Annotated in this window: 20 protein-coding genes; 10 read left to right on the top strand and 10 right to left on the bottom strand. The window is 72.2% G+C overall.

Going from position 1 to position 20,767, the window contains the following annotated elements:
• Window positions 1–493 precede the first annotated feature (493 nt).
• Genes ACWEN0_RS43245 through ACWEN0_RS43230 form a run of 4 tightly spaced genes read left to right on the top strand, consistent with a single transcriptional unit; the run spans window position 494 to window position 5,010 of the window.
• A complete protein-coding gene (locus ACWEN0_RS43245) occupies window positions 494–1,885 on the top strand; it encodes an amino acid permease (RefSeq protein WP_451986734.1) in 1,392 nt (463 codons plus the stop codon).
• Window positions 1,882–2,622, top strand: a complete 741-nt coding sequence (locus tag ACWEN0_RS43240; protein WP_451986732.1) for a carbon-nitrogen hydrolase family protein — start codon at window positions 1,882–1,884, stop codon at window positions 2,620–2,622. The genes ACWEN0_RS43245 and ACWEN0_RS43240 overlap by 4 nt, the downstream gene beginning before the upstream one ends.
• A complete protein-coding gene (locus ACWEN0_RS43235) occupies window positions 2,619–4,310 on the top strand; it encodes a flavin monoamine oxidase family protein (RefSeq protein ID WP_451986730.1) in 1,692 nt (563 codons plus the stop codon). The genes ACWEN0_RS43240 and ACWEN0_RS43235 overlap by 4 nt, the downstream gene beginning before the upstream one ends.
• Before the next feature lie 34 nt (window positions 4,311–4,344).
• On the top strand, window positions 4,345–5,010 hold the full coding sequence (locus ACWEN0_RS43230; protein ID WP_451986728.1) for a TetR/AcrR family transcriptional regulator: 666 nt from the start codon (window positions 4,345–4,347) through the stop codon (window positions 5,008–5,010).
• A 96-nt stretch (window positions 5,011–5,106) separates the two neighbouring features.
• On the opposite strand, the gene ACWEN0_RS43225 is transcribed toward ACWEN0_RS43230, so the two are convergent.
• A complete protein-coding gene (locus tag ACWEN0_RS43225; protein ID WP_451986726.1) occupies window positions 5,107–5,850 on the bottom strand; it encodes a TetR/AcrR family transcriptional regulator in 744 nt (247 codons plus the stop codon).
• 68 nt (window positions 5,851–5,918) lie between these two features.
• Here ACWEN0_RS43225 and ACWEN0_RS43220 point away from each other — a divergent pair, with 68 nt between their 5' ends.
• Both ACWEN0_RS43220 and ACWEN0_RS43215 read left to right on the top strand, forming a co-directional pair.
• The gene (locus tag ACWEN0_RS43220; RefSeq protein ID WP_451986724.1) at window positions 5,919–6,785 is read left to right on the top strand and encodes an alpha/beta fold hydrolase; all 867 of its coding nucleotides are present in this window, start codon (window positions 5,919–5,921) and stop codon (window positions 6,783–6,785) included.
• Window positions 6,786–6,867: 82 nt separating this feature from the next.
• Window positions 6,868–7,251, top strand: coding sequence for a hypothetical protein (locus ACWEN0_RS43215; RefSeq protein ID WP_451986722.1), 384 nt, complete (start codon window positions 6,868–6,870; stop codon window positions 7,249–7,251).
• 242 nt (window positions 7,252–7,493) lie between these two features.
• Here the strand turns inward: ACWEN0_RS43215 and ACWEN0_RS43210 are convergent, their stop codons facing one another.
• The gene (locus ACWEN0_RS43210) at window positions 7,494–8,726 is read right to left on the bottom strand and encodes a PucR family transcriptional regulator (protein WP_451986720.1); all 1,233 of its coding nucleotides are present in this window, start codon (window positions 8,724–8,726) and stop codon (window positions 7,494–7,496) included.
• A 111-nt stretch (window positions 8,727–8,837) separates the two neighbouring features.
• Here ACWEN0_RS43210 and ACWEN0_RS43205 point away from each other — a divergent pair, with 111 nt between their 5' ends.
• A complete protein-coding gene (locus tag ACWEN0_RS43205) occupies window positions 8,838–9,680 on the top strand; it encodes an SGNH/GDSL hydrolase family protein (RefSeq protein ID WP_451986744.1) in 843 nt (280 codons plus the stop codon).
• On the opposite strand, the gene ACWEN0_RS43200 is transcribed toward ACWEN0_RS43205, so the two are convergent.
• Genes ACWEN0_RS43200 through ACWEN0_RS43180 form a run of 5 tightly spaced genes read right to left on the bottom strand, consistent with a single transcriptional unit; the run spans window position 9,670 to window position 15,523 of the window.
• Window positions 9,670–10,188, bottom strand: coding sequence for a pyridoxamine 5'-phosphate oxidase family protein (locus ACWEN0_RS43200; protein WP_451986718.1), 519 nt, complete (start codon window positions 10,186–10,188; stop codon window positions 9,670–9,672). The two genes, ACWEN0_RS43205 and ACWEN0_RS43200, sit on opposite strands and share 11 nt — an antisense overlap.
• 2 nt (window positions 10,189–10,190) lie before the next feature.
• Window positions 10,191–11,174: an LLM class F420-dependent oxidoreductase gene (locus ACWEN0_RS43195; protein WP_451986716.1), complete on the bottom strand. Its 984-nt coding sequence runs from the start codon at window positions 11,172–11,174 to the stop codon at window positions 10,191–10,193.
• A complete protein-coding gene (locus ACWEN0_RS43190; protein WP_451986714.1) occupies window positions 11,171–12,358 on the bottom strand; it encodes an acetyl-CoA acetyltransferase in 1,188 nt (395 codons plus the stop codon). Before ACWEN0_RS43190 ends, ACWEN0_RS43195 begins: the two co-directional genes overlap by 4 nt.
• A 4-nt stretch (window positions 12,359–12,362) precedes the next feature.
• Entirely contained in the window at window positions 12,363–14,054 is a 1,692-nt protein-coding gene (locus ACWEN0_RS43185) for a class I adenylate-forming enzyme family protein (RefSeq protein WP_451986712.1), read from the bottom strand.
• Window positions 14,051–15,523 carry a carotenoid oxygenase family protein gene (locus ACWEN0_RS43180; RefSeq protein ID WP_451986710.1) on the bottom strand — a complete coding sequence of 491 codons (1,473 nt, stop codon included), beginning with the start codon at window positions 15,521–15,523 and terminating at the stop codon, window positions 14,051–14,053. Before ACWEN0_RS43180 ends, ACWEN0_RS43185 begins: the two co-directional genes overlap by 4 nt.
• Window positions 15,524–15,662: 139 nt before the next feature.
• On the opposite strand from ACWEN0_RS43180, the gene ACWEN0_RS43175 reads away from it, so the two are divergent.
• Both ACWEN0_RS43175 and ACWEN0_RS43170 read left to right on the top strand, forming a co-directional pair.
• Window positions 15,663–16,619, top strand: a complete 957-nt coding sequence (locus ACWEN0_RS43175; protein ID WP_451986742.1) for a winged helix-turn-helix transcriptional regulator — start codon at window positions 15,663–15,665, stop codon at window positions 16,617–16,619.
• Window positions 16,620–16,701: 82 nt separating this feature from the next.
• Window positions 16,702–16,887, top strand: coding sequence for a DUF5302 domain-containing protein (locus tag ACWEN0_RS43170; RefSeq protein ID WP_451986708.1), 186 nt, complete (start codon window positions 16,702–16,704; stop codon window positions 16,885–16,887).
• A 47-nt stretch (window positions 16,888–16,934) separates the two neighbouring features.
• On the opposite strand, the gene ACWEN0_RS43165 is transcribed toward ACWEN0_RS43170, so the two are convergent.
• On the bottom strand, window positions 16,935–17,861 hold the full coding sequence (locus ACWEN0_RS43165) for an MBL fold metallo-hydrolase (protein ID WP_451986706.1): 927 nt from the start codon (window positions 17,859–17,861) through the stop codon (window positions 16,935–16,937).
• Window positions 17,862–17,944: 83 nt separating this feature from the next.
• Here ACWEN0_RS43165 and ACWEN0_RS43160 point away from each other — a divergent pair, with 83 nt between their 5' ends.
• Window positions 17,945–18,892 carry a LysR substrate-binding domain-containing protein gene (locus tag ACWEN0_RS43160; protein ID WP_451986704.1) on the top strand — a complete coding sequence of 316 codons (948 nt, stop codon included), beginning with the start codon at window positions 17,945–17,947 and terminating at the stop codon, window positions 18,890–18,892.
• Here the strand turns inward: ACWEN0_RS43160 and ACWEN0_RS43155 are convergent.
• Together ACWEN0_RS43155 and ACWEN0_RS43150 are read right to left on the bottom strand one after the other, a co-directional pair.
• Window positions 18,877–19,680: a serine hydrolase gene (locus tag ACWEN0_RS43155; RefSeq protein ID WP_451986702.1), complete on the bottom strand. Its 804-nt coding sequence runs from the start codon at window positions 19,678–19,680 to the stop codon at window positions 18,877–18,879. The two genes, ACWEN0_RS43160 and ACWEN0_RS43155, sit on opposite strands and share 16 nt — an antisense overlap.
• Window positions 19,677–20,750 carry a Glu/Leu/Phe/Val dehydrogenase dimerization domain-containing protein gene (locus ACWEN0_RS43150; RefSeq protein ID WP_451986700.1) on the bottom strand — a complete coding sequence of 358 codons (1,074 nt, stop codon included), beginning with the start codon at window positions 20,748–20,750 and terminating at the stop codon, window positions 19,677–19,679. The genes ACWEN0_RS43155 and ACWEN0_RS43150 overlap by 4 nt, the downstream gene beginning before the upstream one ends.
• Window positions 20,751–20,767 lie beyond the last annotated feature (17 nt).

Here is a 20,767-nt window from a genome sequence, read left to right as displayed (position 1 = left end):
CGAGTTGGTCGCACTTCTCATCCTGCCGCCGAAAGACCCGTCCCTCGTCTCAGGCCCTCGCCCGCGTCACCAACGTCATGACCCGCAACACCTAGTTCTCGGGCGATCTGCCGCAACGGCCGATCACTCGAGTTGACCAGCTCGATCGCGTCACGACGGAACTGCTCCGGATACTTCGACCTGCGAGACACCAGGACATCCTCCCTCCAGACCACTGTCTGGAATCAAGGTGTCCGGCCCCACGGGGCAACTCCACGTGATTGGAGAGGCATCACGCGTGCTTGAGCGGGCATCACCGTGATGCCCCTCCAATCACGGCTGATGCCTCTCCAAGCACAGCTGATGCCCCGGGAGACACGCGTGATGCCCCTTACTGCACGTGGAATGATTCGCCATGATTCGAACGTTCTGTGCACTGAATCACCTGTGATTCATCTGTACGCGCAACGATCTCCTGTTTTGCGGGTCGGAGACGGCCGATACCGTCGTCGGCATGAATCTGCGAGCCGCGACGGTGCGGCGGAAACCGGTCGCCGACCTGGTCGCCGAAAGTGATCATGGCACGCTCAAGCGGTCGCTCGGCCTCGGGCAGCTGACCACGCTGAGCATCGGCGCGACGCTGGGCAGTGGGATCTTCGTCGTGCTCGGCGAAGCCGTCCCGGTGGCCGGGCCCGCGGTGGTCCTGTCGTTCGTGCTCGCCGGCGTCACCGCGCTCTTCTCGGCGCTGTCCTACGCCGAGCTCGCCGGCATGATCCCGCTGTCCGGTTCGTCGTACTCCTACGCCTACGCCACGCTCGGCGAGCTGGTCGCCTGGGTCTGCGGCTGGTGCCTGGTGCTCGAATACGGCGTCTCGGTGGCGTCGGTCGCCGTCGGCTGGGGGCAGTACCTCAACGAGCTGCTGCACCTCGCCTTCGGCTTCGCCATCCCGGACGCGCTGAGCCAGCCGCCCGGCTCGGGCGGGATCGTCAACGTGCCCGCGATCGTCGTCGTGGTCCTCGCGATGGTCCTGCTGCTGTCGGGGGCGAAGGAGAGCGCGCGGGCGAACGCCGTCATGGTCGCGGTGAAGATCGGCACACTCGTGCTGTTCTGCGCGATCGCCTTCACCGCCGTCAAGGCGAAGAACTTCACGCCGTTCCTGCCGCTCGGCCTGGCCGGGATGAGCGCGGGCGGTGCCAAGCTGTTCTTCTCCTACATCGGGTTCGACGCCGCGTCGACCGCCGGTGAAGAGGCGAAGAACCCGCAACGCGACCTGCCGCGCGCGATCCTGCTCTCCCTCGGCATCGTCACGGTGCTCTACTGCCTGGTCGCCGTGGCCGCGGTCGGCGCGCTGCCGTGGCCGGAGTTCGACGGCCAGGAGGCCGCGCTCTCGCACGTGCTCACCGTCGTTTCGGGCAACCCCGTCTGGGCCGGCCTGCTCGCCGTCGGCGCGATCGTCGCGATCTCCAGCGTCGTGCTGACCGTCCTCTACGGACAGACCCGCATCCTGTTCGCCATGTCCCGCGACGGCCTCGTGCCCGCGTCACTGTCCAAAGTGGATCCCAAGTCGGGCTCGCCGCGGATCAACACCGTGGTGGTCTCGGCCTTCGTCGCCGCGCTGGCCGCGTTCATCCCGCTCGGCAAGCTCGCCGACGCCACCAGCATCGGGACGCTCTTCGCGTTCCTGCTGGTCAACGTCGCCGTCCTGCTGCTGCGCCGGCGCCAGCCCGAGCGCCCGCGCTCGTTCCGCGTGCCGTTCTCGCCCGTGACGCCGCTGCTCGGCGTCCTCTGCTGCGGCTACATGATGTTCAGCCTCGACGGCGCCACCTGGGTCGTCTTCGGCGGCTGGATGGCACTGGGCCTGCTGATCTACTTCGGGTACGGGATCCGGAGGTCGAGGCTGGCATGAGGGTCGCGATCCACCAGGGCCCGTTCGACGCGCTGCCCCGCGTCGACGCCGACCTCCTCGTCACCGCGGAGATGGGCACGACGGGCTACCACATCGGCGCGCGCACGCACGAGCTCGCCGAACCCGCCGACGGCCCCACCGCGGCGCGGATGTCCGCGCTGGCCCGGGAATCCGGGACCGCGCTCGTGTACGGCTACCCGGAGACCGACGGCGAACACGTCTACAACAGCGTCCAGCTCGTCGATCCGGCCGGGCGGCGGACGAACTACCGCAAGACGCACCTGTTCGGCGACCTCGACAAGAAGTGGTTCACCCCGGGCGACGACCCGGTCGTGCAGGCCGACGTCGGCGGCGTCCGGGTCGGGCTGCTGGTCTGCTACGACGTCGAGTTCCCCGAGCTGGTGCGGGCGCACGCGCTGGCGGGCACGGAACTGCTGGTCGTCCCGACGGCCCTGATGAGCCCGTACGAGCTCGTCGCCGACACGCTGGTTCCGGCGCGGGCCTACGAAAGCCAGCTGTTCGTCGCCTACGCCAACCGGTGCGACACCGAACGGGACCTGACCTACTGCGGCCGGTCCTGCGTCGTGGCCCCGACCGGCGAGGTGCTGGCCCGCGCGGGCGCCGGGCCCGAGCTGATCGGGGCCGAAGTCACCCGGGACGCGCTCGCCGCGTCCCGCCTGGAGAACACCCACCTGGCCGACCGGCGGCCCGAACTGTACCGAGGAACCACCGCATGACCTCCGCTGTCCCGACCGCGATCCCCCACGACGAGCCGGCGGGCCGCCCGATCACGATGTTCGGCCCCGACTTCCCGTTCGCCTACGACGACTACCTCGCCCACCCCGCCGGACTGGGCACGGTGCCGGCCGAGCGCCACGGCACCGAGGTGGCGGTGATCGGCGGTGGCCTCTCCGGCATCGTCACCGCGTACGAGCTCATGAAACTGGGCCTGCGGCCGGTGGTCTACGAGATCGCCGAGATCGGCGGCCGGCTGCGCACCGTGCGGTTCCCCGGCTGCCCGGACGACGTCGTCGCCGAGATGGGCGCGATGCGCTTCCCACCCGCGTCGACCGCGCTCTACCACTACATCGGCAAGGTCGGCCTCGAAACGACGCCGTTCCCGAACCCCCTCGCCCCCGGGACGCCGAGCACGGTCGTCGACCTCAAGGGACAGAGCCACTACGCGCGCACGCCGGCCGACCTGCCCGCGGTGTTCGCCGACGTCGCCGCGGCGTGGGACCGCACGCTCGCCGAGCACGCGTCCTTCGCCGAGATGCAGACGGCGATCCGCGACCGCGACGCGAAAACGATCAAGCGGCTGTGGAACGAGCTCGTCCCCCGCCTGGACAACCAGACGTTCTACGGCTTCCTGTGCGATTCGCCCGCGTTCGCGTCGTTCCGGCACCGCGAGATCTTCGGCCAGGTCGGCTTCGGCACCGGTGGCTGGGACACCGACTTCCCCAACTCCATCCTGGAAATCCTGCGCGTCGTCTACACCGGCGCCGACGACGAGCACCGCAGCATCGTCGGCGGGAGCCAGCAGCTGCCGCAGCGGCTGTGGGACCACGCGCCCGCGGACCTCGCGTTCTGGCCCGCCGGAACGAGCCTGGCGTCCCTGCACGACGGCGGCCCGCGCCCCGGCGTCACGAGGCTGCACCGGACCGCGCCGAACAACATCACGGTCACCGACGCGTCCGGGCACGTCCGCACGTTCCCGGCGGCCGTGTTCACCGCGCAGAGCTGGCTGCTGCTGGCCAAGATCGAATGCGACGAAGCGCTGTTCCCGATCGACCACTGGACGGCGATCGAGCGCACGCACTACATGGAGTCGTCGAAGGTGTTCGTCCCGGTCGACCGGCCGTTCTGGCTCGACCGCGACCCGGCGACCGGCCGCGACACGATGAGCATGACGCTCACCGACCGGATGCCCCGCGGCACCTACCTCCTCGGCGACGACCCGGCTGCGCCCGCGGTGATCTGCCTGTCCTACACGTGGGCCGACGACTCGTCGAAGTGGCTGCCGCTTTCGGCGGCCGAGCGCGTCGAGGTGATGCTGCAGTCGCTGCGGGAGATCTACCCCGGCGTCGACGTCCGGCGGCACATCATCGGCGACCCGGTGACGGTCTCGTGGGAGGCCGAGCCGCACTTCATGGGCGCGTTCAAGGCGAACCTGCCGGGGCACTACCGCTACCAGCACCGGCTCTTCACGCACTTCGTCCAGGACTCGCTGCCCGAGCGGTACCGGGGGCTCTTCCTGGCGGGCGACGACGTCTCGTGGACCGCGGGCTGGGCGGAGGGGGCGGTCCAGACCGCGCTCAACGCCGTTTGGGGCGTGCTGCACCACTTCGGCGGCGAGACGGACCCGGCGAACCCGGGCCCGGGCGACGGGTACGCGGACATCGCGCCCCTCACCCTTCCGGACTGAGCGTGCCCCAACTTCGCGTGCGACCATGGAGAACATGAACACGGAGCCGGCGCCGAGATGGCGAAGACTGGAACCGGACGAGCGGAGGGAACAGATCTACGCTTGCGCGGCGCGGCTGTTCGGTGAACGCCCCTATTCCGAAGTGTCCACTTCGGACATCGCCGCGGCGGCGGGTGTCGCGCGGGGGCTGATCAACCACTACTTCGGCACGAAACGCGAGCTGTACCTGGAAATCATCCGGCGCGCGCTGACGGTGCCGCGGCTGGCCGTCGAGATCCTCCCGGACGGGCCCCTCGAACTGCGGGCCGACGTCGCCATCGAGTGGTTCCTCGACATGGTCACCAGCCAGGAGCGGATGTGGCTCGCCGCGATCGCGCCGGAGGGCATCGGCCGGGACCTCGAAGTGGAGCGCATTCTCGAGGAAGCCGACCGCGAATCGGCCGACCGGGTCCTGGAAGCCGTCGGGCTGTCCAGCGAAAGCGAGCACGGTCCCGAGCTGAACGCGCTCGTGCGCGCGTTCGGCGGGATGGTGAAGTCCGCCGGCCGGGAATGGCTCGTGCGCGGCTCGCTGACGCGCGCGCAGGTGCACCTGCTGCTGTCCAAATCGCTCGTCACGCTGGTCGGCGAGGTTTTCCCGGTCGTGCAGGCGGAACCGCCGCGCGCCGAGCCGCCGGCCCCGCGCCAGGGCGGTCGCGAGTAGACCGAAGCCCCCGGCGCCACGAGGGGGAGGAGGGCGCCAGGGGCTCCGGGTCGGTGGCGGACCACCGACGCAGGCCCACGGTACGCCGAGGCGCTGTCAAGTCGCTGTCAACCCCCGAGCCCCCGATTCACGCAGTTCCCCGAGCCGGTGGGCGAGCCCGTCGAGGCAGCGTTCGACGGCGTAGTCGTACAGCTGCGCGTAGTACCCCGCGGCGAGGTCGGGGTCGCCCATCAGGTCGTGCATCGCCGCGCCGAGCTCGGCCATCCCCGGCAGGTCGGTCCGTTCGCGGTAGGTCGCGTACTCCTCGGTGTTGTCGATCCGCAGGGCGAGCGCGCCGTCGCGGTCGTCCTCCATCGCGACGAACTGGCACGCCGTCATGAGCAGCAGGTTGTAGGCCAGCACGCTCTCGCGGCCGAAGCCCGCCCGCAGCAGCACGCCGATGCCCGCGTTGATGCTGCGCGTGGCCGCGTCGACGGACGGGCCGAACAGCGCGAGCCGCCGCGCGCACCCGGGGTAGGTCCGCAGCACCGCGCGCAGGCCGGCCAGGAGCTCGACGAACCACTCCTGCCACGGCAGCCGCTCGTCGGGCAGTTCCAGCAGGCCGACCACGCGGTCGACGACGGCGTTGACCACCGCGTCCCGGTCGCCGACGTGGTGGTAGATCACCGCGGGGTAGGCCTCCACCGCACGCGCCAGCTCCCGCAGCGTCCAGTTGTCGAGGCCGCGTTCGCCGGTGAGGGTGGTGGCCGCGCTGACGATCTTGTCGGCGGTGAGCGCCGGCAGTCCCGCCGCGGCCCGCGACCGGGGGCGCTGGCCCGTGCCCGAGGATGAGGTCGGCATGGGGCGTAACGGTAACCGCACCGGCCCGGCGCGTGCCAGCGCGAGCGGGTGTGGGGCAGGATCGGGTCATGGCACGCGCACAGGCCAACGGTCTCGAGCTCGAATACGACACCTTCGGCGAACCGGACAACCCGCCCCTGGTTCTGGTGATGGGGCTCGGGGCCCAGATGGTCACCTGGGAAGCCGGCTTCTGCGAGCTGCTCGCCGGTCACGGGTTCTTCGTGGTGCGCTACGACAACCGCGACGTCGGGCTCTCGACGTGGCTGGACGAGCTGCCCGCACCGGACCTGGCCGCGCTGGCCCGCGGTGACCTGGCGACGGCGCCGTACCTCCTGTCGGACATGGCCGACGACGCCGTCGGGCTGTTCGACGCGCTCGGCATCGACCGCGCGCACGTCGTCGGCGCGTCGATGGGCGGGATGATCGTCCAGCAGCTGGCGATCGACCACCCGGACCGGCTGCGGTCCGTCACATCCATCATGTCGACCACCGGCGACCCGGCGGTCGGGCAGGCCGAGCCGTGGGCGCTGGCCCTGTTGACGCGGCCGCCGGCTTCGACGCGCGAGCAGGCGCTCGCCGACAGCGTCGAGGGCTACCGGCGGCTCGGCTCGCCGGGCTACCCGGACGACGAGGCGTTCCTGCTCGCCAAGGCGACGCTGCACTACGACCGCGCCCGCCACCCGGTGGGCACGCTGCGCCACGCGGCGGCGGTCGTCGCCTCGGGCGACCGCACGGCGGCGCTGCGGTCGGTGCGGCTGCCGGCCCTGGTCGTCCACGGCGACGCCGACCCGCTGATCAACGTGAGCGGCGGCAAGGCGACGGCGGAGGCGATCCCGGGCGCGGAGCTGCTCGTGATCCCGGGCATGGGGCACAACCTGCCGCGCGCGGTCTGGCCGGAGCTGGCGGCCGCGATCGCGCGCGTGACGGGTCAATAGCGCGTCAAGATCCGGGGGCCCGGGCGTAGGAAATGTGTCCTGAGTCATGGCCCCGGCCGGTTTTCGGGCTTGGCTCGAGGGCATGAGTGGTGGGTTCGGGTTCCCGTTCGGCTGCGTGGCCGCGGTGGGCGCGCTGATCGCGGCGGACGTCGCCGGGGCGACGGTCCAGCCGTGGTACGCGCTGGTCACGCTGGGTGCCGTGGTGCTGCTGACCGCCTTCTGGAGCTCCGTCACCGCCGCGATCGGGGTCGCGGCGGTGGCGTGGGCCCTGGACGCGGGCTTCGTACTGGGCCGCGCGGGCGAACTGCGGTTCGACGCGGCTTCGGGCCTGGCGGCGGCGGTGCTGGCCGCGGCGGTCGTCGCCGGTCTGCTGGCTGCGGTGGTCGCACGTGCCCCGCGCCCGGTGCGGATCCCGGCCCCGCGCCGCCCGGCCGACCTTCCGACCCGGGTGAGCACCCCGATCTGAGCTGCGGCCGCCCGCACTCCGCGCCCGGTCCGCATCCCGGCCCCTGGCCACCCCGCCGAAGTTCCGACCCGGGTGAGCACCCCGATCTGAGCTGCGGCCGCCCGTGCCCCACGCCCGGTCCGCATCCCGGCCCACCGCCGGATGACCACCTCGATCCGAGCGGTGGCAGCCCGCACTCCGCGCTCGATGCGGATCCCGGAGCCCGGCCCACCGCCGGATGACCACCTCGATCCGGCCGAAGGTCAGGTGCGGGGAGCCGAAGCTCGCCGGGCGGCCAGCGCCGCGATGATCCGTGGCAGGCCCGCCGGGTGGAGCGGGTCGATGTCCGTCAGGTCGCGGACGCGCCGCAGGCGGTAGTCGACCGTGTTCGGGTGGACGTGCAGGCGGGCTGCCGTGCGGCGGCGGTTCGTGTCCAGCTCGAGGTACGCCGACAACGTCTCGACCAGCTCCGGGTGGGCGTCCAGCGGGGAAAGCACCGCCGCCAGGCGGTCGCGGGCCGTGCCCGGGCGGGTCAGCTGGTACTCCACCAGGACGTCGTCGAGGCGGTACAGGCCCGGCGGGCGCCCGAACCAGCGCAGCACGTCCAGCACCTCGCCCGTGCGCCCGGCCACTTCGCGGACTTCCGACGGCTCGGCCGTTTCCGCCGCGGCCAGCACGGCGACCCCCGCGGCGCGCCCGGCCGTGTCCACCAGCCGCTCCGGCGCGTCGGACAGCCGGCCGGTCAGCGGCAGCAGGACCAGGCCGCCCGGTCCGTCCAGGGACGCCAGGACGCCGTCGCCGCAGGCTCGGTCGAACGCCGCGAGGAACCGGCGGATCTTGCGGCGCACCGCGATTTCGGCGTCCACGCCCGGCGACGCCTCGTCGGCGTGCGGCCCGAGCTCGACGCTCAGCACCAGGTACCGCGACGGCAGCGTGACCCCGGCACTGCGCGCGACGACGTCGACGGGACCGCCGTCGACCAGCACCGAGAGCAGGGTCCGCCGCGCGGTGTGCTCCTGCCCGACCTTCGTCCGCAGCTCTTCGAGGTAGCCCCGCGTGACCGCGCCGGTGACGGTGCCGACGAACGCGAGCATCCGGTCCGCGACGTCGAGGAGGTCGGTGACGTCCGCGCCGCCCGCGCCCCCCGCGCCGACGGCGAAGATCTCCCGCGTGCCGACGTGGTAGGCGGCGAGCACGGCCTCCAGCGGAAAGCCCTCCTCGGCCCGGCGCACCGCCGAGGCGCCGATCTGCCGCAGCTCGGCGTCGTTGAGCTCGCGGTCTTCGCGCAGGCCCCGGGCGAAGGCGCGCACCGTCTGCTGGGTGATGCGCGCGATGTCGCCGGCGAGCTCCTCGACCGGCAGCCGCCGGTAGTCCGCGACCTCGTCCTGGATCCGCGCCAGCACCCGCGCGACCAGCTCCGGCTCCTCCAGCGTGAGCCGCTCGTGCACGCGCTGCCCGCCGAGGACCAGGTCCCCACCGGATTTGTGCCCCGTCACAACCGATGCCCCCGTTCTCTGCCCGGACTCCCAGTCAATCCGGCCGCGCCCGGTGCCGATGGTGTCACGGAAGCCAATCATCGGCACAACGTCAAGGAGGACGGCGTGCGACTGAGGACAACGGCGTTCATCACGATCCTGGTCACGGCCCTGGCGACCGTGACGGCCGGTACGGCGGCCGCGGCCTCCGGCGAGTACGTGGCTCTGGGCGACTCCGCGGCGGCCGGGCCGCTGATCCTGCCCCCGGACCTCTCCTCCCCCGGCTGCCTCCGGTCCCTGGCCGACTACCCGCACGTCGCGGCGCAGCGGCTCGGCGTCCCGCTCGAGGACGTCACGTGCTCCGGCGCGACGACCGCGGACATGACCTCGCCGCAGCAGACCGACACGGGTGCCGTGCCGCCGCAGCTGGACGCGCTCAGCGCGGCGACGCGGACCGTCACGCTGACCATCGGCGGCAACGACGTCGGCCTGGTCGGCGCGGCGACCAGCTGCATCACCCTGCTGCCCGGCATCACCCCGGACTGCGTGGACCGCTACACCGCCGGCGGCCACGACCAGCTGGCCGAGAAGATCGCCGCGTTCGAACCCACGTGGGGCGCGCTGCTGGACGCGATCCACGCGCACGCGCCGAACGCGACGGTCTTCGTCGCCGGCTACGGCACCTACCTGCCGCACAACGGGTGCTGGCCGATCGCGCCGCTGACCCCGCGCGACGCCAACTACATCCAGGGCAGCGTCGACAAGACCAACGCCGCCCTGGCCCGCCAGGCCGCCGCGCACGACGCGCACTACGTCGACATCCGGACGGCGTCGATCGGGCACGACGTCTGCAAGCTGCCGGGCGTCAAGTGGTTCGAGAGCGTGATCCCGACGTCGGTCGCGGCCCCGCTGCACCCGAACGCCGACGGCATGCGGCACATCGGCGCGGTCGTGGCCCGGGCGGTCAGCGGCTGAAGTCCCAGCGGCTCGCGCCGTGGGGCTCCGCGCAGGCGACGCCGATCGCGCGGGCGGGCGCCAGCCGGTACAGGAACCACGGCGCGGGCCCGGCGCTCGGCGCCATGAACGACGCGGTGAACCCGCCTTCGTGCACCTCGGCGGGCCAGCCGCCCTCGCGGTAGACGGCCGCCACCCGCTCGAGGGTGGCGGGATCGGCGACGGGCTCGGCCTCGCCCTCCAGGGTGAGGTCGAGTCCCTTCAGGCGCACCGAAACACTGCACGCCGGGTTCGCCGCCAGGTTGCGGGCCCGGCGCGTGCCGGCCCCGCTCACGAAGTACAGGGCGTCGTCGACCCAGATCGCGCCGACGCCGGCGGCGTGCGGGCGGCCGTCGGGGCGGACGGTCCCGACGAAGAACGTCAGGTCCTCCTTGGGCGTCTGGGTCGCGAGGAGGTCGCGCGCCCGGCTCCACGGCAGGGCCGGGTAGCCGTTCTGGTCGAGGTTCTTGGTCTTCGTCGGCTCAGTCATGCCTACGCGTCGAACGGGACGACCGCGGATCGACACGCGGCGAGGGTTTTCGCGCCGCCGGGGTCGTCGTCGCCGGTCGCGGGCACGATCGCCAGCTCGTCGATGCCGGCTTCGGCGTACTCGGCGGCCTTCGCGGCGATCTCCGCCGACGAGCCCAGCAAGCCGATGACGGCGATCGCCTCGACCGGCACCGCGGCCAGCAGCTCCCGCGGGTGCGGCCGCGTGCGCGCGAAGTCGACGAGGCCGCCGAACCCCGCCGCGCGGAACATCTCGCCGTAGCCGGGCGCCGCCAGGTACCCGACCACGCCGCGACGCAGCTGCTCGATTTCGGCGGGGCCCGGGTCGACGGCGCCGACCACCCAGGCAGCCACCGGCGGCGGCGCCACCTCCGCCCGCTCGGCCGCCTCCCGCAGCCCGCGCACCAGGGCACCGGCCGCGGCCGGGCTGACCAGGTTGACCACCATCCGGTCGGCGTGCCGGGCCGCGACGGCCAGCGCCCGCGGCCCGAACGCGGCAATCGTCAACGGCGACTTCGGGGCCGCCAGCCGCAGCCGGTACCCCTGCGAGCCGACCACCGTTCCGTCCACAGTGGACTTGGCGCCGGAGAGCAGCTGCCGCACGGCGATCGCCGACTCCGCCAGCGCCGTCGCGGCCCGTGCCCGTGATCGGCCGTGCCAGCCGCGCACCACGACGTCACTGGACGTGCCCAGCGCCACCCCGGTCGTCCGGCCGGTCAGGGCCGCGACCGACGCGACACCCATCGCGATCGTCGCGGGGTCCCGGACCGTCACGGCCAACGGCCCGAACGTCAGGGAGATCCGCGAGGTCGCCGCGCCGATCGCGGTGCCGAGGGCGAACGCGTCCCACGTCGCCATCTCGCCGATCCACAGCTCCGGGTACCCGGCGGCCTCGGCGGCACGCGCGGTTTCCAGCGCTTCCTCCGGCGGCCGGTCCTGCCAGAGCCCCAGGGACACCGAAAGCCTCATGCGGTGACCAGCATCGTGACCACCGTGGTGAACGAGCCGCCGACGTTGAGCGTCAACGCCGTCCGGGCGCCCTCGACCTGCGTCTCGCCCGCCGTCCCGGTGACCTGCCGGGCGACGTCGTGCAGCATGCGGACGCCGGTCGCGCCCACCGGGTGGCCGAGCCCGATCAGGCCGCCGCCCGGGTTGATCCCGGCGGTGTCGAGGCCGCCGTCGGCGATGAACCGGCCGCCGTCGCCGGGCGGTGCGACGCCGAGGTGCTCCAGGGCGACCAGCCCGGTGATGGTGAAGCAGTCGTGCAGTTCGACGACGTCGAGCGCGTCCGGGCCGGGTACGCCCGCGCGCTCGTAGGCGTCGACGACCGCGCCCCGCAGGTGCGGGAACAGGTATTCGCCGTCGGCTTCGATCTTTTCGGCCAGACCGATGTGCGCGGTGCGGTGGCCGAACCCGGCGATGCGCGGGAAGCCGCCGCCGAGGCGTTCGGCGAACGCCGGGGACGCGAGCAGGACCGCCGCGGCGCCGTCGGTGATCCGGCCGCAGTCCTGCTTGCGCAGGCGGCCTTCGATCAGCGGGTTCAGCTCGTCGTCGGGGCCGAACGCGCCGGCCGGGAACCGCCAGTCCCGCGCCTGGGCGAGCGGGTTCCGCGCCGCGCGGTCGAAGGCGTGCGAGGCGAACTGCCCGAGGTGGGCCGGGTCGAGGCCGTACCGCTTGTCGTAGGCCTCGGCGACGTCGGCGAAGAGCGCGGGCCACGGGAACTTCGCGGCGACGGCTTCGTGGCCGGCCCACGCGGCGGACCCGAGGTGCTCGGCGGCCGTCTGCCCGTCGGTGTTGCGCATCAGCTCGACCCCGGCGACCAGCGCCAGGTCGTAGCGGCCCGCTTCGAGGTCCGCGCACGCGGCGAGCACGGCCGTGCTGCCGGACGCGCACGCGGCTTCGTGCCGGGTGCTCGGCACGCCGTCCAGCTCCGGCACCGCCGCCACCAGCAGCCCGCCCAGCTGGGCCTGCCCGGTGAACAGCTCGGCCGCGAGGTTCCCGACGTGCGCGACTTCGACGTCCGCCGCGGTGACTCCGGCGTCCGCGAGGGCGGCCGGCACGACCTCGGCGAAGAGGTCGAAGATCCCTCGGCCCTCCTTCGCGTAGTTGCGCGCGAAGTCGGTCTGCGCCCCGCCCAGCACGAACACCGTCATGGCCTCACTCCAGACTTTCCCGCAGCTGCCGCTTCAGGATCTTCCCCACCGGGTTGCGGGGCAAGGCGTCGGCGTACTCGAGCCGTTCCGGCAGCTTGAACGCGGCCACCCGCTTCTCGCGCAGGTACGCGACCAGCTCCTCGAGCGACGGCTTCCGGTCGCCGGGCACGACGACCGCGCACACGCGCTCCCCCATGACGTCGTCGGGCACGCCGACCACGCCGACGTCGGCGACGTCCGGGTGCCCGGCCAGCAGGCCTTCGACCTCGGCCGGCGAGATGTTCATCCCGCCGCGGATCACGAGGTCCTTGGCGCGGGCGACGTACTTCAGGAACTCGCCCTCCGCCCCGGCGATCTCGAAGACGTCGCCGGTGCGGAAGTGGCCGTCCTCGTCGAACTTCGACGTGTCGAGAGGTTCGCCCACCGACGTCAGGTAGCCGGCGAACACCGTCGGCCCGGCGATGTGCAGTTCGCCGGGACGCCCGGGTTCGGTCACGTGCTCGCCGGTGACCGGGTCGTGCAGCCGCACCGACGTCCAGCCGGCGACCGGCGTCGACCAGGTGACGTCGGAGGCGTAGTTCGGGAAGTAGCTCGCCCGCTGGTCCGGGTCCGGCATGTCGAGTGGCGCGGACAGCAGCGCGGTGCCCTCGTTGGAGCCGAAGAAGTTGATGATGTCGATGCCGTACCGCTCGGCCCAGGTGCGCACCAGCCACGGCGAGAGCGGCGCCGACCCGGAGCCGATCTTGGTCACGCTCGAGATGTCCACTCCGGACAGGATCTTTTCGTTGTGCAGCAGCATGGTGAGCAGCGCGGGTGGCGCGAGCGTGTACGTCACGCGCTCGGCCGCGAGCTGCCCGAGGAACACCGGCAGGTCGAACGGGTGGTGCGGCACGAACACGGCGCCGGTCAGCAGCCACGGCAGGAACATCCCGCCGATGCCGGCCATGTTCGTCATGGGGAACGGGGACAGCAGGACGTCTTCGCGCGTGATCCCGGCGGCCTGGGCGCAGCCCGCGGCCGTCGCGAGCCAGTCGCCGTGGCAGCGCGGGACCGCCTTCGGTTCGGCTTCGGTGCCGGACGTCCAGCAGATCGTCACGCAGTCGTTGACGTCGGCCTCGGTCACCTGTGCGTCCAAAGTGGACTTTTCCGCTTCGGACAGTGGCGCCTCGGGCCAGGCCAGGGCACCGGCCGGTTCGTCGTCCCCCCGGGCGACGACGAACCGGACCGACGGCGCCGCAGCGCCCATTAGCCCAAGGGCCGCCCCGGCGAGCTCGTGCTCGCCGTATCTGGAAGCGGTCACCACCGCGACGGCTCCGGTGCGCCGGCACATCGGACCCATCTCGTGCTCCCGGTAGGACACCGGGAACGGGGTGAGGACCGCACCGATCCGCACGATCGCGAGGAACGCCTGGACCAGGGCCGAGCAGTTCGGCAGCTGCACGGCCACGACGTCGCCTGCTCGCACCCCTCTGGCGAGCAGGAACGCGGCCAGGACGTCGACGCGTTCGTCGAGCCGGTTCCAGGTCCACCGCACCGGGTCGCGTCCGACCAGTGCGGTGGTGTTCGGTGGATCGACCAGCGCGAGACCCTCCGGGTCGGCACTGACCCGCTCCTTGACGAGCTGGTCGATCGTCTCCGCACTCCACCATCCCCGCGTCCGGAAGTCCCGGGCGCGACCCTCTCGATGGCACTTCATGAACGGAGGTTTTCCAGCTGGTCCGCCCGGACCCAGGTCGCGTGAAAACCGAGCGGGACACGCTGGGGCAACAGGACCCTGGCCACGGGTCCGGCAGCGAGATCGGCGGCGTCGAAGATGTCCAGTTCCGAGCGTCCCTCACGCTCGTCCTGCACGAACGTCACCAGATAACCGTCCGCCGAATCGGCGGCCGCCCCGTCGCGGGGTGCGAACGGAGCCTCACTGCCCCACCGGCCGGGACCGAACCGGTATTCGGTCTTGGAGCCGGCAAGATTGTCGTAGCGCACCAGCCCGTCGAACTTCAGCGTCGACTCGGGCGAAATGTGCACCGCGTAGGAGAACCGGTTCCGCAAGCCGACCCCGCGGGAGTCGACGGTCGGGAACTCGGTGTTGTCGTCGTCGAGCGGGGCCTCGCGGCACACGCCGGTCCGCAGGTTGAAGCGGTAGCGGTGCAGCGACGCGTCCAGCCGCAGGTAGGACAGCATCTTCGCGAGCGGGGTGCGCGCGTCGGCCCGCGGGGCGGGCTTCTGCACGCGGCAGACGTCGAGGACGACCTCTTCGCCCTGCTCCCAGGCGTTGACGACGTGGTAGATGTAGCACGGGCTCGCTTCGAACCACCTGATCTGGCTACCGTCTCCGTAGCGTGGCATGACACCGAAGCGGCTCGGCGTCGAGCGGTCGAAGTGCAGCTTGTGACGGCCCTGCTTCGCCGCCTCCAGGTCCTGGACCAGCGGCAGGTCCATCAGCACCGCGAAGTGCTCGGTGATGGCCATGTCGTGCGGCAGGCGCGGGCCCGGCAGCTCGATCTCGGTGGTGGTCACGACCTGGCCGTCCGCGCCGATCACGCCGTAGCGCAGGTACGGCGGGCGCGGGCCGTAGTCGAACCAGAACAGCTCGCCGGTGGCCTCGTCGACCTTGGGGTGGGCCATCATGTCGCCGACCAGCGTGCCGAGGAAGTCCTCGGCGCCCAGCGTCTCCAGCGAGAGCGGGTCGACCGCGTACGGCGAGCCGCACAGGTACCAGGTGGCGAGGATCCGGCCGCGGTGGAAGACGACGTCGGTGTTGGCGTTGTCCTTGAGGCCCAGGCCGTGGGTGTTGCCGAAGGGGTTGCCCTCCGGGTTCTCCATGACCCCGGTCCACAGGCCCTTGCCGGCCTCGGACTCGGCCTCGAAGGCCTTCGTGCGGACCCAGCGGTTGCGGTAGCGGGCCCGGCCGTTCTCCAGGTGGACGGCGTGGATCATGCCGTCACCGTCGAACCAGTGGTAGCGGCCTTCCGGCGCGAACCGCGGGTTGGGGCCGTTGCGCAGGTAGACGCCGTTGAGGTCCTTCGGGATCTCGCCGATGACCTGCAGGTCTTCCGCGTCGATCTCTTCGCTGACCGGGGCGTAGACGCCGAGCAGGTAGGGGTTGGCCTCGCCGGTGTCCGCCGTCCGGGCCACCATCAGCGGCTGTTCGGAGGTGCTGGTCATCGGGCTGCTCCCTGGCTGTCGGGTCACCGCGCTGGCTGATGGGGATGAGACTATGATTTGTGTACCCAGCTGTCAATAGGCTTCTTTTGCTGTAGTCAGGTGCTACCCTGAGACGGCGATGCAACGAGGGGGAATGACTTTGGTCGAGGCGACTGCACAACGCATCAGGCCTGCAGGAGATCCGCTTCGGAGAGCCCTGGAGCTGGTCGGCGACCAGTGGACCTTGCTGATCCTGCAGAGCCTGTTCCTGCGGTTCAGACGCTACGAAGAGCTGCGGCTGCGGCTGGGCATCTCGCCGACGGCGTTGTCGGGACGCCTGCGGGACATGGTGGACGCGGGCATGCTCACGCGCGTCCCGTACCGCGACGCGCGCCGCACGCGGCACGAGTACCGGCTCACCGAGCGCGGCCTGGAGCTGTGGCCGCTGCTGATTTCGATCTGGGCCTGGGAGCGCGAGTGGGTCGAAGGCCGCCGCGAGGTGCTGCCGACGCTGATCCACCTCGACTGTGAGCTGGCTACATCAGCACCCCTCGGCTGCGCCGCCTGCGGCCGCCGGGTCGACGCCCGTGACGTGCGGGCCGAGCGCCTCGACAGCACCGGCGTCGCCGCCGCGACGGCGTCCAAGCGCTTCCGCCGCAAGGACGCCGAGTCCCTGGCCGGCGACCCCCTGATGTTCTTCCCCGACACCATGGAGCTGCTGGGCGACCGCTGGTCGACGGGGCTCCTGGTGTCGGCGCTGCTCGGCTGCCGCCACTTCTCCGAGTTCGAACGGGAGATGGGCATCGGGCCGAGCGTGCTCTCCGGCCGGCTGAGCAAGCTGGTCGAGGTCGGTGTCCTGCGGACGGGCACGGCCAAGACCCGCACCGACGCCCGCGACTACCGCCTCACCGCGAAGGGCCTGGCGTTCTTCCCCGCGCTGGCCTTCATCGCCGAGTGGTCCCGCGGCTTCGAGGTGGCCGGCCAGGAGCCGGACATCACGCTGAACCACGTCGAGTGCGGCAACCGGCTGCAGCCGATGCTGCTGTGCGACCACTGCGGCCGGCCGCTGACGCGCCAGTCCGTGCAGTTCGGCGGAGTGCCGTCGCCCAAACGCTGACGGTGTGGCGAAATCGACTCGCCAAGCGGGGGGTCCGGTGCCAGGCTGGAGTGGTCACACGTCGTCACTTCCGGAGGTAAGCATGAGTGAACCCAATCCGTCGCCCAGCGGCGAGGAGGACGACGTCAAGCGCAAGTTCCGCGAGGCGCTCGAGCGCAAGCAGGCCCACGCCCGCTCCGGCGCGTCGCACGAGAGCGGCGGCGGCAAGAACCAGCACGCCCACGGCCCCGCGGCCAACAAGCGGACCTTCCGCCGCAAGTCCGGCTGAGGTTTCTCGAAGGCCCCCACCGCTCGCGGTGGGGGCCTTCGTCGTGCTCAAGGCACGAACGACCCCAGGTGGTCCAGGACCACGAACTCGCTCCCCGGCGCGGCCGCGGCGACGGCCTTGCGCAAGGGCTCCAGGCCGCCCGCGTCCTTCACCTGGCCCAGCGGCAGGTCGAAGTCGTCCCAGTGGGTTGCCGCCACGTAGCGCGGGGTCCCCAGTGCGCCCAAAAGCCGGGGCACGTACCGCGTCACCTTCGCGCCGCCCGCCGGGACGCAGACCACGTCCGGGCGCAGGCCCGCCAGCTCGGACTCGACGTAGTTCGAGCCGCCCAGGTTCAGCACGCTCGCCCCGCCACCGCTCACGACGTAGGCCAGCGTGCCGCCCTCCACGAGGTCCTCGATGACGCGCGGGCGGTCGCGGCGGGACAGCGGGCGCGAGCCCGGGAACGGCACCCGCGCCCGGTCGCCCGTCGCCGAGTGCAGGGATCGCAGGACCCGGATCGCGTAGCCGTCGAACGTCAGGTCCTCGCCGCCGCTCGCGATCGACAGCTGGTCTTCCGGCGCGCCCAGCGCCGCCACGAGACTCAAATGGGTCTCGGTGCCGATGACCGTCGCGCCGGTGCGTTGCGCCAGGTAGGGGACGTCCGTGAGGTGGTCGTAGTGGCCGTGCGTCACCAGGATGTGGTCCGCGCGCAGCTCACCGCGGTCGAGGTAACCGTCGATCAGGGCCTTGTTCACCGAGAGCGGGGTGCGCGGGTCCGCGCCGGCCGGGGTGTACGTCCCGGTCCTGAAGCGCGTCAGCCACGGGTCGACCAGGATCGTCTTGCCGCCGGCGCGGATCTCCCAGCCGTTGTTCCCCCACCACCGCAAGGTCATCGTCGACGTGCTCGCCGCGGCGGCCGCCGGGGCGCCCGACAGGATCGCCGCCGCGGCCGCGCCCGCGCCGAAGAGCCCCCGTCTGCTGATTCCTGTGTCCATGGCGCCACCCGACCACGGCCCGCGGGCGGCTGTCCAAGATCGAGTCGTCGGCATGTCGATATGCGGTCGGCTATCGTCGCTGCGTGGACCACCTCCGTTCGCTCCGGTACTTCCTGGTCGTGGCCGAGGAACTGCACTTCGGCCGCGCGGCCGAGCGGCTCGGGATCGCGCAGCCGCCGTTGAGCCAGCGCGTGAAGCGGCTCGAAGCCGAGCTGGGCGCGACCCTCTTCGACCGCGGCAGGCGCGTCACGCTCACCGAAGCCGGCGAGGTGCTGCGTGCGGAAGCCCGCGACCTGCTTTCCCGCTGGGACCGCATGACCGCGCTGGTCGCGAAGGCCGAGCGCGGCGAGCCGGCCGCCCTGCGTGCGGGCGTGCCGCCGGACCTGCCCGGCCGGGTGCTGGCCGCGATCCTGACGAAGTTCGCCGAGGCGGTTCCCGCCGTCCGGCTCGACCTGCAGGAGCTGACCACCGCCGAGCAGGCCCGGCTGCTGGCCGACCGCGCGCTGGACGCCGGGCTGCTGCAGCTGCCGGTGGACGTCGTGGGCCTGGATCTCGGGCCCGCGATCGACACGCCGCTGGGCGTGGTCCTCCCCCGCGACTCGCCGCTGGCACGCCGGCCGTCACTCTCCCTCGCCGACCTGGCGGGCGAAGGCCTGGTCCACTCCCCGCGCGCCGCCGCGCCGGGAAGCTACGACGCGCTGCTGCGCACCTGCTGGGACCACGGCTTCCGCCCGGCGGCGGTCCGGCACGCGCGCAACCCGGAGTTCGTGCTCGGCCTGGTGCTGGCCGGCCACGGCGTGGCGTTCGAGGCCCACGCGCGCAAGGAACCCCGCGTGGTCTGGCGGCCCCTCGAAGGCGAGGTGCTGCGCGCCAGGACGGCGTTCGCCTGGCCGTCGTCGAGCCCGCACCCGCAGGCGGAGAAGCTGGCGGAGATCGCCGCGGAAGTCCTCCGCGACGACGGCGTGTCCCGGCTGGTCCCGCCGGACCCGGGCGGCGCACGACCGTGGGACGTCTTCTACGAGCGCAACTGATCCACCGCCGCGCGGGCCGCGTCGCCGATCGCGCGGTCGATGTCCGGGCGCCGCAACGTTTCCGCCCCACCGGCCGTGAAGACCGCGATCGCGTACGCCGTACCGTCCGGGTAGGTTGCGACGCCGATTTCGTTGCGGATCCCGGGCATCGTCCCGGTTTTGGCCGCGACGGCGACCTCCGGCGGGAAGCCCGCGGTCAACCGGTGCCAGCTGACTTGAGCAGCCATCCACGCGAGCACCTGGGCGCCGGGTCCGGGGTCGGCCCAGATCGCCGACAACAGCGAGGTCATCTCGCGCGGTGTGGTCGACGAAGTCCGCAGCGGATCCAACGCCCGCAGGGGGCGGCCCGCCGCGGTGTCCGCCATGATCGTCCGGATCAGGTCCCGCGGCGGGCCGATCACGGACGTCCGCGTCAGGCCCAGCTCGGCCAGCAACGACCGGACGTTCTCCACGCCCACCCGGTCGAACAGCAGGTCCGCGGCCGTGTTGTCCGAGACCGACAGAGCCAGCAGCGCCGCGTCCCGCAGGCTGTAGGAAACGTCGTCGGCGAAGCCCGCCGAGCCGCTGCCGCCCAGGCGATCGGCCGCGGAGGCGTGCACGCGATCGGAAGGGTCGAGCTGCCCCAACGCCACCTGGCGGGCGAACTCGTACGCCAGCGCCACCTTCACCACGGACGCCAGCACGACCGGGGCGTCGGCGCCGACCCCGACGCAGTCGGGGGAACCGAGACGGCGGGCGTGCAGGAAACCCCGCACGCCCACCGCTTCGAAGAAGGGAGAAAGACTCACCCGGTCATGATGGACCGCAGCCGCCCGATCTCCGCCATCCGCCGCTCCGCGAGCCGGTCTGCCGCCGTCGCCGGGGGCACGCCCTCGGTGTCGGCCAGCGCGAACACGGCCTTCGTCGTGTCGAAGATGGCCGTCGTCTTGCGCTTCGCGCGCTCGAAGTCGAAGCCGTGCCGCTCGTCGTCGACCTGGATCACGCCACCGGCGTTGACCAGGTAGTCCGGCGCGTACAGCACGCCACGGTCGGCGAGCTGCTTGTCGACGCCGGCGTGCGCGAGCTGGTTGTTCGCCGCGCCGCAGACGATCCGGGCGCCGAGCACCGGCACGGTCTCGTCGTTCAGCGCGCCGCCCAGGGCGCAGGGCGCGAAGACGTCGAGTTCGGTGCGCAGCAGGGTGTCCGCGTCGGGCGCGACCTGGACGTTCGGGTAGATCGCGCGGGTCCGCTCGATCGCCGGGGCGTGGACGTCGGTGATCGTCACCTGGGCACCGGCCTCCACGAGGTGGCCGACGAGGATGTGCCCGACCTTGCCGACGCCGGCCACGCCGACGCGCTTGCCGGCCAGGTCCGGGCTGCCGAAGACGTGCTCGGCCGAGGCCCGCATGCCCTGGAAGACGCCGAACGCGGTGAGCACGGACGAGTCGCCGGCGCCGCCGTCCTCGGGCGAGCGGCCGGTGACGTAGCGGCACTCGCGGGCCACGACGTCCATGTCCTGCACGAACGTGCCGACGTCGCACGCCGTGATGTAGCGGCCGCCCAGGGACTGCACGAAGCGCCCGTACGCGCGCAGCAGCGCTTCGGACTTGAGCGTCTTCGGGTCGCCGATGATGACGGCCTTGCCGCCGCCGAGGTCGAGCCCGGCCAGCGCGTTCTTGTACGCCATGCCCTTGGACAGCGCGAGCACGTCGTCGAGCGCGTCCGCTTCGGTGGCGTAGGGGTGGAAGCGCGTCCCGCCCAAAGCGGGTCCGAGCGCGGTGGAGTAGATGCCGATGATGGCCTTCAAGCCACTGGCCTGGTCGTGGCAGTACACGACCTGTTCGTGCCCGGTGCCCCGGGCGAACACTCCTTCGGTCACGGTGGTGACTCCTTTGT

It is taken from the genome of Amycolatopsis sp. NPDC004378 (assembly GCF_053602455.1).
The sequence above is the reverse complement of the archived record's forward strand: the minus strand, read 5'-3'. Positions and strand labels throughout refer to the sequence as shown.